Source organism: Embleya sp. NPDC127516 (genome assembly GCF_044765325.1).
GTDB lineage: Bacteria > Actinomycetota > Actinomycetes > Streptomycetales > Streptomycetaceae > Embleya.
Map to the genome: position 1 here is coordinate 97114 of NZ_JBIWJT010000017.1, position 15995 is coordinate 113108.

Annotated in this window: 12 protein-coding genes; all 12 read right to left on the reverse strand. The window is 72.2% G+C overall.

What is annotated here, in order from left to right; translation table 11 throughout:
• Positions 1–10 precede the first annotated feature (10 nt).
• The 12 genes from ACIRL2_RS30495 to ACIRL2_RS30550 all read right to left on the reverse strand — a co-directional run bounded on the left by ACIRL2_RS30495 (position 11) and on the right by ACIRL2_RS30550 (position 15983).
• Positions 11–1780, reverse strand: a complete 1770-nt coding sequence (locus ACIRL2_RS30495; protein ID WP_402236261.1) for a VgrG-related protein — start codon at positions 1778–1780, stop codon at positions 11–13.
• A complete protein-coding gene (locus tag ACIRL2_RS30500) occupies positions 1777–2514 on the reverse strand; it encodes a LysM peptidoglycan-binding domain-containing protein (RefSeq protein ID WP_395861149.1) in 738 nt (245 codons plus the stop codon). The genes ACIRL2_RS30495 and ACIRL2_RS30500 overlap by 4 nt, the downstream gene beginning before the upstream one ends.
• Before the next feature lie 60 nt (positions 2515–2574).
• Positions 2575–3000, reverse strand: coding sequence for a phage tail protein (locus ACIRL2_RS30505; protein WP_395861151.1), 426 nt, complete (start codon positions 2998–3000; stop codon positions 2575–2577).
• 60 nt (positions 3001–3060) lie between these two features.
• Positions 3061–3423: a hypothetical protein gene (locus ACIRL2_RS30510; protein ID WP_395861153.1), complete on the reverse strand. Its 363-nt coding sequence runs from the start codon at positions 3421–3423 to the stop codon at positions 3061–3063.
• Positions 3424–5980: 2557 nt separating this feature from the next.
• The gene (locus ACIRL2_RS30515) at positions 5981–6139 is read right to left on the reverse strand and encodes a DUF6760 family protein (RefSeq protein ID WP_228387052.1); all 159 of its coding nucleotides are present in this window, start codon (positions 6137–6139) and stop codon (positions 5981–5983) included.
• Positions 6136–6615 carry a hypothetical protein gene (locus ACIRL2_RS30520; protein ID WP_395861155.1) on the reverse strand — a complete coding sequence of 160 codons (480 nt, stop codon included), beginning with the start codon at positions 6613–6615 and terminating at the stop codon, positions 6136–6138. Before ACIRL2_RS30520 ends, ACIRL2_RS30515 begins: the two co-directional genes overlap by 4 nt.
• The gene (locus ACIRL2_RS30525; RefSeq protein WP_395861157.1) at positions 6612–7052 is read right to left on the reverse strand and encodes a phage tail protein; all 441 of its coding nucleotides are present in this window, start codon (positions 7050–7052) and stop codon (positions 6612–6614) included. The genes ACIRL2_RS30520 and ACIRL2_RS30525 overlap by 4 nt, the downstream gene beginning before the upstream one ends.
• 38 nt (positions 7053–7090) lie before the next feature.
• Positions 7091–8629: a phage tail sheath family protein gene (locus ACIRL2_RS30530; protein ID WP_395861159.1), complete on the reverse strand. Its 1539-nt coding sequence runs from the start codon at positions 8627–8629 to the stop codon at positions 7091–7093.
• 169 nt (positions 8630–8798) lie between these two features.
• The gene (locus tag ACIRL2_RS30535; protein ID WP_402236265.1) at positions 8799–11015 is read right to left on the reverse strand and encodes an ATP-binding protein; all 2217 of its coding nucleotides are present in this window, start codon (positions 11013–11015) and stop codon (positions 8799–8801) included.
• The gene (locus ACIRL2_RS30540; protein WP_402236268.1) at positions 11012–11716 is read right to left on the reverse strand and encodes a DUF4255 domain-containing protein; all 705 of its coding nucleotides are present in this window, start codon (positions 11714–11716) and stop codon (positions 11012–11014) included. The genes ACIRL2_RS30535 and ACIRL2_RS30540 overlap by 4 nt, the downstream gene beginning before the upstream one ends.
• Positions 11713–14952, reverse strand: coding sequence for a hypothetical protein (locus tag ACIRL2_RS30545; protein WP_402236271.1), 3240 nt, complete (start codon positions 14950–14952; stop codon positions 11713–11715). Before ACIRL2_RS30545 ends, ACIRL2_RS30540 begins: the two co-directional genes overlap by 4 nt.
• A gap of 305 nt (positions 14953–15257) precedes the next feature.
• Complete coding sequence (locus ACIRL2_RS30550) at positions 15258–15983, reverse strand: response regulator transcription factor (RefSeq protein WP_395861167.1); 726 nt, start codon at positions 15981–15983, stop codon at positions 15258–15260.
• Between the last annotated feature and the right edge of the window lie 12 nt (positions 15984–15995).

Sequence of the window (15995 nt, forward strand, 5' to 3'; positions counted from 1 at the left end):
TATGCGGCGCTCAGTTGATCCGGATGAGCCGGGCCTTGAGCACGCCGAGCAGGCCGCCGTCGATGGTGACGCCGGTCTTGCCGTTGATGTCGACCGAGCGGCCGTTGATGGTGACGTCGCCGGTGCCCGCGTCGAGGGTGATGCCGGTGGGGGACAGGGTCACGGACGTTGCGGGGCGGCGGCCGGTCGGCGCGTACACGGTCAGTTCGATGGTGTTGGCCCGTTCGTTCAGGCGGACCTCCAGACGCTTGTTGCCGCTGGCCAACCGCACGCCGGACTGCCCGCGCGCGGTGTCCAGGAGTTCGAGTCGGTGGCCCGAACGCGAGACGAGGGAACGGCGGTTGACCTTGCCGCTGGTGCGGTCGATCAGCGGGACGTCGTGCGGGGATGGCTTGTCGACGCCGTTGTACAAACCGCCCAGCACGTACGGGCAGTCCAGCAGGCCCTGTTCGAAGCCGACGAGTACTTCGTCGTTGACCTCGGGGGCGAACACCCCACCGCCGCCTCGGCCGCCCCACTGCACGGAGCGGACCCAGTCGGTGACGTAGGTGTCGTCGAGCCAGGGGAACTTCAGCCGCACCCAGCCGCGTTGGGCGTTGCCCTCCTCGCGGACGTCGGTGACGATGCCGATCGCCAATCCGGGCATGCGGGGTCCGCGCGAGGGTGCGTTGGCCCCGGTGGCCAGTCCGGCGAGGGAGCGGTCGGAGACGGGGCTGACCACGACGGTGGTGCGGTAGCCACGGTGTGGTTCGAGGACGTGGTGCGCGGCGGTCGCGGTGTAGCGGCCGGAGAAGGCGGGCCCGACGTTGCCGAGCGTGACGGGTTCGCCGGCGCGGAGTTTGGGGTTGCCCTCGGCGACCGCCTCGACCTCACCGAAGCCGGAACTCACCGTGGCCGCCGTTGCGCTCGCCACGGCGCGGGTCTCGGCCTGGGTGCGGTAGGGGGTGTCCGCGATGGTGGTTCGGGTGGCCGTGCCGAAGACGCGCCCGACCACCCTGGGGCTCATCCCCGGGGCGACCGTGGTGCTGGTCACGGATGGGCTCTTGGCCACGAGCGGGGTCTTGGTGGTGACGTTCCAGCCCCGTACCTCGACGTCGGCCGCCCCGTCGGCGCCGGTGAGCACGGCGCGCAAGGCGAGGAGGTTGCGGCCGTATTCAAGGACGACGGGACTTCGGCCGGCCGGTGTGGACGGGGGTGGCGCCGTCGAGGCGGCCCTGGGTTTGACGAATTGCAGCAGGCCCTTGTCGTCGACGCCGACCTGGGCACCGCTCTCGGCGGCGAGGTGGCGGAGGAATTCCCAGTCCGAGACGTTGGCCTGGGTCAGCTGCTTGTGCATGATCGGCGCGGCCTCGATGCGGCCGCAGGCGAGCCCGGCGCCGGCGGCGACCTTGCGCACGATGTCCGCGGTGCGCATGTTGCGGAACGCGACCACCTTGCGGCCGCGTTGCAGGCGGTGCGCCTTGGAGGAGGCGCGGATCACGGTGAACGAACCGGTGGTGTCCGAGTCCAACTCGATGGCGGTCACCTCGCCGGTGAACAGGCGCTCGCGGGTGCGGTCCCGTGCCGTCTCCACGGAGATCTTCACGGGCGTGCCGATGCCGATCCCGGTGGCGGAGAGCAATTGGTGGTCGGGGTCGCGGTAGGACAACAGTGCGGTGTCGGGCAGGCCGACGCTCTCGTCGACCTCGCACGCGACGAGCTGCGCCACCCACGCCGCGGGCAACTCGCCGGGCGCCTCGACGATCGGATCGGCCGCGAACGACCGGCCTGGGGGCGTCATGCGGGGTCCTTCCACGTCGGCTCGTCCCGCTCCGGCTCGCCCAGGGCGGGGACGAGCAGTTCGGTGCCGGGGGCGAGGGTCATCGGATCGTCGATGTCGTTGGCCTCCGCGATCGTGCGCCACAGCGTGGCGTCGCCGTACTCGTGCCAGGCCAGCAGGGCCAGACTGTCCCCGGCCACCACGCGGTGGGTGCGGCGCGCCTCCGGCGAGCCCGAGGTGGGGTTTTGGCCCGCCGGTGCGGAGCCGGCCTCCTCGATGGACAACGAGCACGTGGCGCGCAACGGTTTCCCGTCGACGTCGAACAGCGTGTACGACACGGAGAAGTTGGACAGCACCCCGTCGAAGGACGTGGTCTTCGCCGTGCCCCAGTCGAACCGCACCCACGGACTCGCCGGCTTCTTGGCGGCCAGGCTGGCGGGGGTGGGCACGCACGCCAGCATGAGCTGCTCCACGGCCTTCTCCACCGAGTTGTCGTGGGTGGCCGTCGCGTCGAGGAAGACCTCCAGGGACAACGAGCGCGGCCCGCTGCCGACGAATTCCGGCAGGGACGACTGCTCGGCCATCCGCGACGGCGACCGCCGCCACTCTGTGCTCTTGGTCAGCGACAACTTCGCGGGATTGAATTGCAGCGTGATGCGGGCGATGCGGCCGCCGGGCCGGGCGCCCACCGTGGCCGGCGGCTCCATGATGGTCAACTGGGCGCGGGCCCGGCTGGTACGGGCAGCGGGTGACACGCTGTCTTCCCCCAATGTCGGTCGGAGCGGGTTGCTCGGTCGGGGTCGGGCCTCTTTCGGTCAGGACGGGCGCAGACCCTCATGGGCGATTTCCAGGGTTTCCACCGCCGCCTGGGAGTTCGCCGGATCGAACGACGGACCCTGCCAGCGCACCGGCACGATGCCCAGCACCTGCCAGCTGATGATTCGCCCCAGGTCCGGTTTGAGCGCCACGATCTCGCCATCCTTGGGTTCCACCCGTTGGATGATCTCGCTCAACCACCGCGCGATCTTGGTGGTATCGGTGGTGACCGGGCGGGTCAGCGTGATGTTGGACCAGGTGATTCGTCCCGGTAGTTGCCACGCGAAGCCGTTGTTGCCGCCCTCGGCGTACTGCTCCATCTCCACCTCGGCGCCCAGACCCGAACAGGTGTGGAAGGCGCCCAGGTCGTTGCCGCCGATGGCGAGCTTGAAGAACACGCTCGTCGCGAAGATGTTGTCCGCCATGCGTTCGTTTCCATGCCTTTCTCGCGACGCGGGAACCGGGTTCGTTCGTGCCCTGTGAGGTCAGCGTCGGTTGTCGTAGGGGCGCCCGGCGCGTTCGCGCCCTCGGCGAAGGTCGGCACGGAGGAGTCGGCTCAGCGGTTCGACGAGGCGTCGGGCCAGGTCCTCCAGATCCGGGGTGGGGAGCGGTTTGGGCTTTGCCTCCTCCGCCGAGGCCCGGGTACCGGTGGAGGTGGTCGTGGCGGAGGCGGTTCGGGATCGGGCGGGGGTGGTGGTGACCGGGATACCGGTGACGCCCGGTTCGGCGGCGGTTCGCTCGGCGAGGGACCGTGGTGTGGGTGCGGTGCCGGGCGTCGGGGATGGTGTCGTGGGCAGGACCGCGGCGTTGCCTGCGGGCGGGGTGCGCTGGACGGTGCGGACCGCCAAGGGTTGCGGGTGCGCGAACAGGGACGGTGTGGGCGCGGTCGATGGCGGGCGCACGACGTCGGCGGCCAGGGGCGGGGAGGGGTGGGGCGAGAGGGGCGCGCCGGTGAGCGGGCCCGGCAGGGCCGGGGGATGCGGACGGACGGTCGGGACGATGTGGGTGGAGGGGTCCGAAGCGGTATGGGTCGCCCGGGTATCGGTCGCGCGTTGAACCGTGGGGAGTGGCGTGCTCGGTGTGTTGCGCGTGGTGTGCGGGCGACCTGTTGCACCGGCGGTGTGTGTGGATCGACGGCCTGCCATGCCGGTACGGGTGTCTGTGTTCGTCGTCGGCGCGGTGGGGCCGGTGCGCCCGCCGGTGTCTGTACGAGCCGCCGGGAGCACCCGGAACGTCGGGTCGGAGGCGCCGGGCGGCGTCGGGATCGTCCGTGGCCGGATTGCGAAGCGTCGACGCGGTTTGCTTCCGGACGCGGGGTTCCTGCGCGCGTCTGCCGGTCGGCCCGACTCGGCATCGGCGAACAGGCCGCCGCTCCCGGCCGTGTCGCCGCGCTCGGACGACGGTTGCCGCGACGTCGTTGTCGGTACGGCGTCGACGTCGCGTCGCCAGGTGACCGGCACTGCCGGCCGGCCGCCGCCGGACGTCGGCTGAGGCGCGGAAAAGCCGCTGCCCGCACCGGTGTTGACGCTCAAGGGTCGACCGGAGAGCAGCGACCGGAAGCGCCGGCCGGTGACCGAGGGGGAGCCGTGAGCGCGGCCGTGGCCGCTGTCGTTGTCGGCCGCGGACTTCGGGAGGGAGCGGTGCGCCGAGGGGAGGCGACGGGCGACCACCACGGGCGGTCGTGACGCGGTGGGCGAAGTCGTGACGCCTTCCCCCGCCTTCGGGTCCGTTCCTGGCCCGGGGGCTCCGCCGGCCGAGCGTGGCGGTGCGACGGTCGTGCTGCCGGCCGGGAGACGATCGGCGGGAGCGCTGCGGGTCGCTGGTCCCGATTCGACGGCGCGTTGCATGCTCGGGACCGACGAGGTGGATTTCCCGGGCTCCGAGGCGATGTCGGGCGTACGCACCGGCATCGGCGGCGATGCGCCGGCCCGGGTCGACATCGGCCCGGCCGCGGTGTGCGACTCCTGCGGAGGTACCGGATTCCGGTGGCCGACGGGTTTCGCCGGGATCTGTGCGCTTCGGCCGGCACCGAGCAGTGGCGCGGCCCCCGGCAGTGTGGATCCGGCCGTAGGCGGAAGTGCTGTGAGCGGGGCGCCGATTCCCATTCGGGTCCGGGACCGGGGCGAGGTCGCGTCGGTGTCGGGCCGCCGCGAGCCGGCCGCGGGTCGGACGGGGGCTGATTCGCCGCTCCGGTCCTGGGTGAGGGCGGGCGATGGCGATGGCTTATCCGACGGCTGATGTGGTGCCGGTTCCCGATCCGGTGACGACTGTGGCGGACGTACGCGTGACCGGTGGGCGTGCTGCGCCGGCTTTGGCGCAGTGGTTGGCGTCGGGGCGTCGTGGGTTGCCTGCCGCTGCACCATGGGCATCGCGGCGCCACCCTGTCCGGACGCCCCGGGGCGGGGTCCGATCGGTTCGCTCGCCGCTGGGAACAGCGCGGCCCCGGTGGGAAGTTCGTGCATCGGTGTGCCCAGTGCCGGGCGTACGGTCGCGGGCCGTCGCGCGGAGGCGCGTCCGGGCGGACGGGGTGATTCTCCCGACCCGTCGCCCCTCGCGTTGGTGGCCGTTCCGCTGTCCGGGGTGGCCGGCGGCGCGACGTCCGCCTTTCCCGGCACCGCCACACCTGCGTCGGGTGTATTGCCGGCCTGCATGGGGATCGCCGCCACCCGACGCAGGGTCATTGCCGGCCGCCGGGCCACGACCAAGGACGGGCGTACCCGATGCGGGCGTACGGCGGCGGGCCGAGCGAGCGGGGAAACCTCGGGCGAGAGCCCACCGGTTGCCTCAACGTCGTTCGAACCGTTCGAGCTGTTCGGCCCGTCAGGGCCGTTCTCCGGCGTCGCGGGATCCAAGACCAGTCGCTGCACGGGCGATCCGCCGCCCGAGGCGGTGGAGGTCGGTTTCCGAACGGACCCTGGCGGGACTTCGGTCCTACGGCCGCCCGTGCCGGTTGCCGTCCGCCCAGGCCCATGCCCAGGCCCAGGCCCGGTGTTGGGCCCGGGCTCCGCTTCCGCCTCCGGTCGGGCAACCCGCAGCAGCAGGGGGCCACCCTCGGACATCGTCCGCGATGCCACGCCCGGTCGGACCACCCCGTGAATGAGCCCCGCCGGTGCCGACGGCAGTACCGCGTGCCCCAGTTCGCCGGCCGACGCCGGGTTCTGCCAGGAGGCGAGCCGTGACCGGAATCGGAGCCCGTCGCTGACCGCGATCGAGGAGCGCGCCGTGGTCACCACCGGTGGTGTGACCCGCCGCCAACCACCGTCCCAGTCGCCGGCGGCCGAGTGCAGCTCCGCTGACGGGCCTTCCACCGGTTCGTCGTCCGTCGGGACGCCGACCGCGTCCGGCAGAGCCGCCCGGGCCGCACGGCGTTCCCGCCGCCGGAGTCGATCCGCCAACCCCACGTGTTCACCCGCCTTCGTTGACGCGGGTGTTGATCCGCGCGATCTCCCGGACCCACTGCTGTCGTTCGCCGTGGGTGAGGTCGAGGATGTCCTCGCGTTGCCAGTGGAAGTGGTAGGCGATGTACGCGATTTCCTCTCGCAGTCGAGGAAGCGCGTACGTCACGATTCCCCCAGGCGCCCACCCGAGAGGTCCACCTCGAACGAACCGTGGCACAGCGGGCAGGTCACCGCCGCGTGAGTGTGGCCCTCGCTGTTGATCCGTCGGTAGAAGTCCTGGAGGAAGGCCACGTCGGTGGCGTACATGCGCTCTACGACGCCGGCGTGCACGTCGGTGACCGTGCCCAGTCGGGTGATCACCTGGCTGAGCAGCACAACGCTCAGGTACGCCGGGTTCTCCTTCACCCGCAGGTCGATCTGCGGGCGCAGTTCGTCCCGTGCGGTGGCCAGCCGCATCGAGCCGTTCCGGTGCAGCGTGCCGTCGTCGTCGAGGTAGCCGCGCGGCAGCTCGAACTCGAACTCGGTGCGCAGTTCGTGGCGTTCGCGGCTCGGCACGGGTGCGGGCGCGGCATGCGACTCGGTGGGCGCGGTGGCCTCGAGGATGTCGTCCAGGCCGCCGGCGGTGACCGTTCTGCGCCTCATTCGACCACGATCTCCTCGAAGGTGATGGTGACGGCCTCGGTGGCGGCGCTGGATTCGCCCGCCTTGAGCGAGGGGCCCTCCCATTTGCTGGCCCATCCCTGCATGAGCTGGATGCGTCGAACCGTCTCGCCCGTGGAGTCCTTGATCTCGATGGTGAGGTTCTGGCGGGCGGTGTCGACGGCGCCGTTGTTCAGCGTCTCCTTGATCCAGGTGGTGAATTCGCTGCTCTTGTCGAGCCCGCGGGTGATGGTCACCTCGCCGGCCTGGCGCGCGCCCGGCTGTTTGCGGATGATCTGCTTGCCCTCGGCGGTCACCTGGCGGACCTCGACGACCTCCTCCTCGACGGTCAAGCCGCTGATCTCCTGGATGGATTCGACGAGATAGCCGCCCAGTTGCACGCCGAAGACGTGGGTGGAAAGAGCATCGCCCTCTGCCATGGCCTTGTGTCACCTTTCCGGTGGGGAAGTCGTGCGGGTCACTCGTCGACGAGGCTGGTGCTGTCGGAGAACTGGGCGAGGCGGAAGATCACGAACTCGGCGGGTTTCACGGGTGCGACGCCGATCTCGCAGACGACCCGGCCCAGGTCGATCGACTCCTGCGGGTTGTTCTGCCGGTCGCACCTGACGTAGAAGGCCTCCTCCGCCGTGCGGCCGAACAGCGCGCCCCGGCGCCATTCCTCGGTGAGGAACGCGGTGACGTTGCGTCGGATGCTCGACCAGAGGCGGTCGTCGTTCGGTTCGAAGACCACCCACTGGGTGCCCAGGAGGATGGACTCCTCCAGGTAGTTGAACAGGCGCCGCACGTTGAGGTAGCGCCAGGCCGGGTCGGAGGAGAGGGTACGTGCCCCCCAGATGCGGATGCCGCGTCCGGGGAAGGCTCGGACGCAGTTGACGCCGATCGGGTTGAGCAGGTCCTGTTCGCCTTTGCTGAGGCGGATCTCCAGGTCCACCGCACCGCGGACGACCTCGTTGGCCGGGGCCTTGTGCACGCCACGCTCGCCGTCGCTGCGGGCCCAGACGCCGGCGACGTGGCCGCTGGGCGGCACCAGTGTGTTGCGGCCGGTGGCCGGGTCGAAGACTTTGATCCAGGGGTAGTACACGGTGGCGTAGCGCGAGTCGAAGCCGGCGTCGTCGTTGCGCCACGTGCGCACCCGCTGCGCGTTGAGCGCGGGCGGCGGGTCCAGGATCGCGACTCGGTCGCCCATCTGCTCGCAGTGCGAGATCACCGCGAGCTGCACGGTCTTGACGGCCTCGGCGTCCAGGTCGCCGCGTCGGTGTGCGCTCATCAGATCCGGGACGGCGACCATGGTGATCTCGTCGATCGCCTCCAGGCCGGAGAATCCGGTGCGGGCCGACGCGTCGCCGACGTACTCGGCCGCGTCGTGGCGGGCCACGCCGGTGTCCGGGGCGGCGGCGGGCGCGGTCGGGAGGGCGACGGTCTGGCGTTCCGGGCGGGTCTGGGCCGTGCCCGGCTGTTCGGTGACCTCGATGAGCTTGGACTCGCGGACCTGGTTGACCAGGTATCCCCGGACGCTCTTGCGGGTGGAGGCCTCGTAGGTCTCCACCACCGTGCCGTCCTGCCGGACCAGCAGCTTGAAGCGGTCCTCCGGGGGATTCTCGCCGTCCACGTCGGCGACTTCGACGGAGAGGTCGGTGCCGGCTCCGGGGCGAGCCGAGACGAGGAATCCGCCGATCGCGGTGGGAACGGGTGCCGGCGGAAGGGCCTGGGGTTCGTTGTCGGGCCCCTCGGCGGGGCCGCCGACGCGGACGACGTAGGCGGTGCCGCCGCCGTTGGCGAAGTAGCCGTAGACGGCGTGCGCCAGATAGGTGTCCGGGGTGAAGGTGCCGAAGGTCTGGACGTACTGGTCCCAGTTGGTCACCAGGGTGGGCTGGTGGAAGGGGCCGGTCTCCGCGAAGCCTACGAAGGCGGCCACGGCGGTTCCGACGCCTTCGATGGGCCGCGCTCCGGACTGCACCTCCTCCACGTATACGCCCGGGGTGAGGTACGTCGGCATGCTCGCTCCTTCGGCTGGCCCACTGGGTCGGATCTCGGTCGAAGCCGAGTCTTGCCCTCGAAGTCCCGCTGCACGTAGGCCCCAAGGTCCCGCACCCGGGGCAACCACACTGCCTTTCAGGGCACTCGGCCGGGGCATGCGGGGGCCCGAGCCGTGCCCGGGGGTGGGTTCAGCGGCGGGGGCGGCCGGTCGGACCCGGGACGGGGTCGCCCGCGTCGCGGTGTGCGACGTCCGGATCCCGCCCGCCGGGACCGCCGGCCAGCCAGGGGCCGAACTCGCTTTCCAGGACCAGTCGGCCGAGCTTGTGGTACTCCTGCAGGATCGCCGCCACGACCTGTTCCATCGTGAGCGGCCGGCCCGTCTCCGCCGCCAAGTAGGCGGCGGTCACCGCGCATGCGCGGATCGAACCGCCCGCCAACTCGAAGCGCCGCGCGCAGAATTCGAGGTCGAGTTCCGGGTCGCGGGGCAGCTCCGGGCCCAGGCAGCGATCCCACAGGGCGAGTCGCTGCCGGGCGTCGGGCATGGGGAAATCCGCGACGACGTCGAGTCGTCGGGTGAACGCCTCGTCGAGATTGGCGCGCAGATTGGTGGTCAGGACCGCGATGCCGTCGAAGGACTCCATGCGCTGTAGCAGATAGGCGGATTCGACGTTGGCGTGGCGGTCGTGGGCGTCCTTGACCTGGGAGCGTTTCCCGAAGATCGCATCCGCCTCGTCGAAGAGCAGGATTCCGTTCACCTCGGCGGCCTCGACGAAGATGCGTTCGAGATTCTTCTCGGTCTCGCCGATGTACTTGTCCACGACGGTGGACAGGTCCACCACGTACAGGTCCATCCCGAGCGCGGCGGCGACCACCTCGGCGGACATGGTCTTGCCTGTGCCGGACTCGCCGGCGAACAGCGCGATCACGCCGCGCCCCCGGCCGCCGCCGGGGCGCATCCGCCATTGCCCGAGGACCTGTTCGCGGTGCCGCGCGCGGAGCGCGAGTTCGCCGAGTTGGCGGCGGGTGGTGGTCGGCAGGACGAGATCGTCCCAGCCGACCGCGGGTTGCACGCGGCGGGCGAGTCGTTCCAGCCCCGCGCCGTTCTGCGCCCGGACGGCGGCGCGCAGATCGTTCGAACGTATCGCACGTCCGTCCAGTTCGGCCATCCGGGTGGCGACGGTGGCGGCCTTGCGGACCTGGTCGGTGTCGAGCCGGTACGAGACCACGGCATCGGTGAGTTCGTCGTCGGGCAGGTCGGGCGGATTGGATGGGTCGGATGGGTCGGATGGGTCGGGTCCGTCGGGAGTGGCGGGGGTTGCGGTGGCGTCGGCGAGGGCACGCCGCCACTGCCGGGCCCGGCGTGCGGGCGAGGGCGGGGTGACGGTGAACTGCAGGGGGCTCTCCGGCGACCACAGGGGATCCCAGACCTTGCTGCCGTGGGTGATCAGCGGCATTCCGCCGGACGCCGTGCACACCTCGTGCAGGAGTCGGCCGTGTCCGGTTCGTTCGAGGCCGAGTGCTTCCAACGGGCCCAGTACCACGCCGGATCCGTCGAGCCTGGCCTCGGTGGCCAGGGCGCGGGCCAGCCGTGCCGGTGCCGGGGTGGCGACCAGGGCGAGTACGTCCACGACCAAGGGGCGTCGACCGACGGCGGCGAGCGCGTCGACGGCCAGGCGGCCCGGGTCGCCGCCGCGGTCGAGCAGGTGGACCAGCCCGTTGCCGGTGCCCACGGCGTGGCCGACCCGGAGAGTGTGTTCGGGATCGGGGTCGGGTCCGGCTCGCCCGACGTGGACCAGGCCGAGGAGTCGGCTGTCGATCGTGTCGTCGCCGAGCAGGTGCGCGGTGATGCGATCGGGAACGCGCAACACCCTTGACGGCAGCGGTGATTCGGCGTCGCCGATCTCCACGAGTCCGGCGGCGACCAGGGGCGCGGACGGGGAGAGGCGGAAGCGCCCCGCTCCCGCGAGCGGCAGGTCGCACAGTTCCAGGGCAAGGCCGATGGTCGGACGGCGGCGGGTGAGGTCGTCGTTGAGGTAGCCGTACAGGCGCTCGAAGCGCGGGTCGATGTCCGGCGCCATCGCCACCAGGAGCAGTTCGACGTCGAGCGCGGTGAGGGCGAAGTCGGCGGCGAGGCGGCCGAGTCGACCGCCGGTGGGCCGATGCCGCGCCGACGACCGGGCACCGTTGCCGGCGGCGGGCAGGATGGCCGGCGGGTCGTCCAGGATACGTTCGACCGCCTCGGGGGTCAGGTACTGGCCTCGGTAGGGGTCGTCCGGATCGGGGTCGACCGCCCGGCGGGCGGCCACGGCGTGTCGGACCCGGTCCTCGACGCGGGCCAGCCGTTCCCACAGGTCGCGGAGGCCGACGTCGGTGTCGTTGGGGCGGGTGTGCAGGTCGGGGGTCATCCGCTGGTACCGCCGCGACGCCGGCGGGCCGCGGGCAGGGGCCGTTCGCGTTCGGCGGTGAAGCCGTCGGGGCCGGGGTCGGACACGCCCTGGTAGCGCAGCCGACGGCCGGATCCCGTCTCGACGTCCCGCGCGCCGGCGGCGGTGCGCACCACCAGGCCCTCGGTCACCGGTGGGCCCGTCGGGACACGTTCGCCGGCGAGCGGGGCGGACACGCGCAGGTTGATGGAGGCCTTGAGGTCGCCGCCGAGGGCGGACCACAGATCCGAGGCGGAGGGGCCGTTGCCGCCGGGGCCGGCGGCCTCGAGGCGGACGGCGAGGCCGAGTTCGGCGAGGGTGCCGGTGTGCAGGCGGGTGGGCAGAATGTCCGAGTGGATCAGGCAGCGGAGCACTTCGGACAGCAGGCGGTGTTCGTCCTGAGGGCGGTTGGTCCAGGCGGTGACCAGGTAGGTCAGGTCGAACCAGCGCGGCTGGGCACGTCGGCCGACGACCAGGCCGGCGTCGTCGTGTTCCTCCGTCTCACCGGTCCTGCGCCGGCCGATGTCCTCGCGGATGTCGTACAGGAAAACGCTGATCGTCGGGGCGTTGCGCCGGGCGGCCCAGTCGCTGGTCGGGGCGTCGAAGACGAGGTCGACGCCGTTCTCGCCCAGTCCGGCCTCGGCGAGCAACAGCCTTAGTGCCTCGTCGACTTCGTGGATCATCGGCGGCTCACTTCGTCGGGCGGGCCGATGCTGCCGGCCACCACCAGGAACGGTGTGCTGACCGGGGAGAATCCGGGGCCGGTGGCGGTGATGACGCGCGGTCCGGTGGAGTCCTTGGGCAGGATCAGCAGTTGGGCGATGAACCTGAAGTCGGTCCCGGCGGCCGCGGGTGTCGCGGCGGCGGTGATTCCGGGTTTCCAGGTGAGCGTGACCGGTGCGCCGGGCGGGAAATCGACGCCGCGGACGGAGGTGACGAATCCCGGCTTCCCGATGCGGGGTACGGCGATGATGCGCGGCTGGAGGATGTCCAGCGGAAGGTGGGCGGTGTTGTCGGCGCGGTCGGCGTCGGTACCGGTGGTGGTCAGCGTCGTGTCGATGACGGTGTGCAGGGCCCGATCCGGTGCCAGGACCACGCGTAGGACGGAGGAGGCGCCGGGCGCGAGGTCGCCCAGGGCGCACACTCCGGCGCGGCAGCCGGCCGGCAGCGGACCGGTCGGGATGTCGCCGGGGAGGCCGAGGGTGAGCCGAAGTCCGGTTGCCAGGGCGTTTCTTCCGTTGCGCACGACGTAGGTGACCACGACCCGGCCGCCGACGAAGCCGGGATTCGGCTGCGCGGTGACCGTGACGCCGGGGCCGGCCAGGGGCGCCGGCGGCGCGGGCGGCCGTGGGGCGGGCGGGGTGGTGGGCGGCGGTGCCGGAGAAGACGCGGGGGGCGGCGAGGTGGGTGGAGGGGTGGAGGGGGGCGGCGTGGACGGGGGTGGTGACGAGGGCGGGGTCACCGGTACCACCGGGACGACGGTCCGCGCCGCGTTGTCCCCCGGGTTGGGGTCCACGACCGCGCCGGCGACGGACCAGCCGACCTGCTGGTCGCCCCTGGTCACACCGGTCAGTCGGGCGGTCACCCGTACGCTCGCGCCGGGCGCGAGTACGCCCAGGTCGCACTGGGGGGAGCCGGGGGCGCAGGTGCCGGCCGTGGAGGTCAGGGTGTCCAGCCGGAGGCCGGGTGGGGCGTCGACGGTGAAGACGGTGCCCGGGGAGGCCGCGGGGCCGTGGTTGGTCACGGTGACGGTCAGCGGGACGGTGGCGCCGATCTCGACCGGTGGGGCGGTGGGTGGGGCGCCGACGGTGAGGTCGACGGACTGCTGGTAGCCCGGTTCCTTCTGTCGGCCGGGCAGGCCGTTGGCGAACGGGGTCAGCACGCCGGACGCGAGGTCGAGGGTGGACAGGCCCTCGGGGGAGTTGGGTGCGAGGGCGCGGCGGGAGCTGAGGACCAGTCGGCTCGCGTCGGGCGACCAGGCGACGTCGCGGGGTTGGAAGGGACCGGTGGCGGAGGTGTCGGGGAGGTTCCGGCCGCAGGCGGTGGGGTCCTCGCGCAGTCCGAGCGGGAGTACGACACGGCAGTCGGCGCCGGTCGGCGTGGTCAGGAGGATGCCGGCGCGTTCGTTGACGCGGCCGCCGCCGTCCTTGCGGTTGAACGCGAGAGAACGGCCGTCGGGGGAGAAGGCGGGGCTGTCGTCGATGACCTGGCAACCGGCGGGGCAGATGGTCGCGCTCAGGTCGCGCTGCCGGTCCAGGGCGCCCACCGGCACGGTCCAGATGTGCTTGTTGCCGCCGTTGCCGTCGATCACGGCAGTGCGGGTGAAGGCGATCGTCGTGCCGTCCGAGGACCAGGTGGGCTGGGCGTCGGAGCCGGCCGGTTGTCCGGCGGGCGGGTCGATCCGGGCGACGATCGCGCCGGTCGCGACGTTGGCCACCAGGATCCGGCCGGGGCCGGAGGCCGGTCCGACACCGCCGGGGGAGGTGCGGGTGAACGCGAGCAGGGTGCCGTCGGGGGAGAAGGTGGGGTCGGTGTCCCAATCGTCGGAGCCGCGTCCGGCGAGCGGCAGTGCGCCGGCGTTCGCGCCGTCGGCGTCGGTGAGCCAGATGCGTTCGATCCGTCGGCCGTTGCCGCCGTCCTCGAAGCGGGTCGCCACGATCCGCCGACCGTCGGGGGTGTAGTTCTGCCGTTCGGTCCAGGGGTCGAAGCCCGCTCGGGGGTTGAACAGCGGGTCGCGCGCCGGGTCGGTGTTGGTGTCGGCCTCCGGATCCTCCTCGAGGATGGCGAATCCGAGGTCGCGCGGATCCGAGCCGTCGGGCCTGGCGTCCTGGAGGGTCGCGACGTGCGAGGCGTCGGCGGTGGTCCGGGTGACGAGGACCGTTCCGCTCGTCGGCGAGCCGAGCCAGGTCGGCGCGTCGACCGCGCGGTTCTCCTTCAGGACCAGGTCCGGGACGGCGTCGGGGGCGTCCTGGACCCGGTAGACGTTGGCGAACGGGTCGCAGCCGCAGGTCTGGTCGGGGCTGAGGAAGAGCAGGCCGTCGCCCCCCGGCAGCCACGCGGCCGACTCGGTGCGCCAGCCGGCCGGGCCGCCGGTGAGGAGGGGGCGGTCGGTGCCGTTTCCGGTGGTTTCCCACAGGCGTGGTCCGGTCTGCGGTCCGGTGTCCAGGGTGAAGACGATTCGGTCGCGATGCGCGGGGTCGTCCACCGGATTCCAGGCCGGTTCGGTCGCGTCGCCGGGCGGGGCGTGGCTGAGTCGGGTCTCCGGGCCGCCGGTTATGGCGCGGGCGAGGATCTGCCGGCCGGCGGCGGGGTCGGCGTTGCTGGAGTAGGCGAGCCGGGTGCCGTCGGGGGAGAAGGTCGGGGAGGTCTCGTCGGCGGGGCCGTCGGTGAGGCGGCGGAGGTTGTTTCCGTCCGTGCCCACCAGCCACAGATCGTGTTGGGTGCCCCCGCCGGGGCCGCCGGGCTCCGCCGATTCGAAGACCACGGACCGTCCGTCCGGGGCGAGTTCGGGGTGTGCGGCGTCGCGTCCGGTGGTCAGCCTGCGGATGCCGCCCGCGGCGTCGCGCAGGTACACCTGCGGACGGGCTTCGTCGCGCAGGCTCGTGAAGACGAGCTGATCGCCGCGTGCGGAGGACTGCGCGTCGAAGTGCGCGGGGCCGGGGCCGAAGAGCGGCTCGCTGCGCTCCGTGGTCGATACCCGGCCCATGCTGCGGTGTTCGGTGCCGGCGAAGGTGATTCGCCCGGTGCCCGGCGGGTCCGCGAGATCGGCCCGCGCGGCCCGGGGCGGGGGCGCCGCGTTCGGCGCGAGCAGCGCGGCGGAGGTGACGCCCAGCACCGCGAACGGGACCAACAGCAGGGCGACACCGGTCAGTCCACCCAATCGGCCGCGCCCGGGGGTCGAGCCAACGGTGCCGATCACGCTCCACCTCACAGTCGGGCCGAGCCGGGGCCCTCATGGATTCGCGCGGGCCGGCGTCCACAGGTCCGCGCAGGCCAGCCTTGCGGTCGCGGGCCGGTGTGGAACAGGCCGGGAGTACCCGGGGCGGGGGAAGTACCGCTGCCCTTTGCGGCCATCGCACCCGCGCCGGCTCATTGCACCCGTCCCCGGTGCTCGTCTCGCTCGCGCCGGTCGACCTGCTCGCCGGGTCGTCGTGCTGCTCGTGCGGTCGTCGTACGAGCCCCGGGGTTCGCTCCCGACCCCGGGGCCCGTTCACCGACGCGGGGTCAGATCAGTCCCTGGCGCATGGCGTAGCCGACGGCGTGGGCCCGGTTGCGCAATTGCAGGCGGGTCGAGACGTCGTGCAGCACGTTCTTGACGGTGCGCTCGGAGTACGAGGTCTTGCGGGCTATCTCGGCGGTGTCGTAGCCCTCCGAGACCAGCCGGAGCATGTCGGCCTCGCGGGCGGTGAGGGTGGAGAGGGTGAGTCCTCGGGGGTCGAGCACGGTGCGCTGGAGGCTGCCGACGTAGTCGAGGAGCTTGCCGAGTAGGTCGCCCGGCAGGACTCCCTCCCCGTTCGCCATGGCCGTCACCAGGTGGACCAGCCGGTCCTGGTCGGCCTCGGAGCGGCGTAAGACGGCGGCTACTCCGCACTCGATCATCGTCTGCAGCGAGCTCGTCTCGAACACGCCGACCACCAGTCCGGTGCGGGTGGAGGTGTTGCGTTGCAGACGGCGCAGGAGCTGCACGGTGGCGTCGTCGACGGTGTCCACGACGACGATGGAGGTCTGCGCCCCCTCCGCCTCGGCGTCCGTGAGCAGCTTGATCTCCGGGCGCCGGCGGAGCTGTTGCACGACGCCGGTGTGCAGGATGAGGTCCTCCGCGTACACGGCGACGGAGACGCGGCCGGGCGCCTCGGCCGGCGCGGGGTCGCGCACGATCTTCGTGGTCGTCGCGGGGCCGTGCGGTGGGCGAGGGGTCTGTGGCTCCGACGTCGAGGCCTGGAATGTCATCGCTCGGTGTCC

Excerpts from the sequence above, each read along its gene's own strand:
- ACIRL2_RS30530 (WP_395861159.1), bottom strand. The coding sequence starts at position 8,629 with ATGCCGACGTACCTCACCCCGGGCGTATACGTGGAGGAGGTGCAGTCC.
- ACIRL2_RS30535 (WP_402236265.1), bottom strand. The coding sequence starts at position 11,015 with ATGACCCCCGACCTGCACACCCGCCCCAACGACACCGACGTCGGCCTC.
- ACIRL2_RS30525 (WP_395861157.1), bottom strand. The coding sequence starts at position 7,052 with ATGGCAGAGGGCGATGCTCTTTCCACCCACGTCTTCGGCGTGCAACTG.
- ACIRL2_RS30495 (WP_402236261.1), bottom strand. The coding sequence starts at position 1,780 with ATGACGCCCCCAGGCCGGTCGTTCGCGGCCGATCCGATCGTCGAGGCG.
- ACIRL2_RS30540 (WP_402236268.1), bottom strand. The coding sequence starts at position 11,716 with ATGATCCACGAAGTCGACGAGGCACTAAGGCTGTTGCTCGCCGAGGCC.
- ACIRL2_RS30550 (WP_395861167.1), bottom strand. The coding sequence starts at position 15,983 with ATGACATTCCAGGCCTCGACGTCGGAGCCACAGACCCCTCGCCCACCG.
- ACIRL2_RS30505 (WP_395861151.1), bottom strand. The coding sequence starts at position 3,000 with ATGGCGGACAACATCTTCGCGACGAGCGTGTTCTTCAAGCTCGCCATC.
- ACIRL2_RS30520 (WP_395861155.1), bottom strand. The coding sequence starts at position 6,615 with ATGAGGCGCAGAACGGTCACCGCCGGCGGCCTGGACGACATCCTCGAG.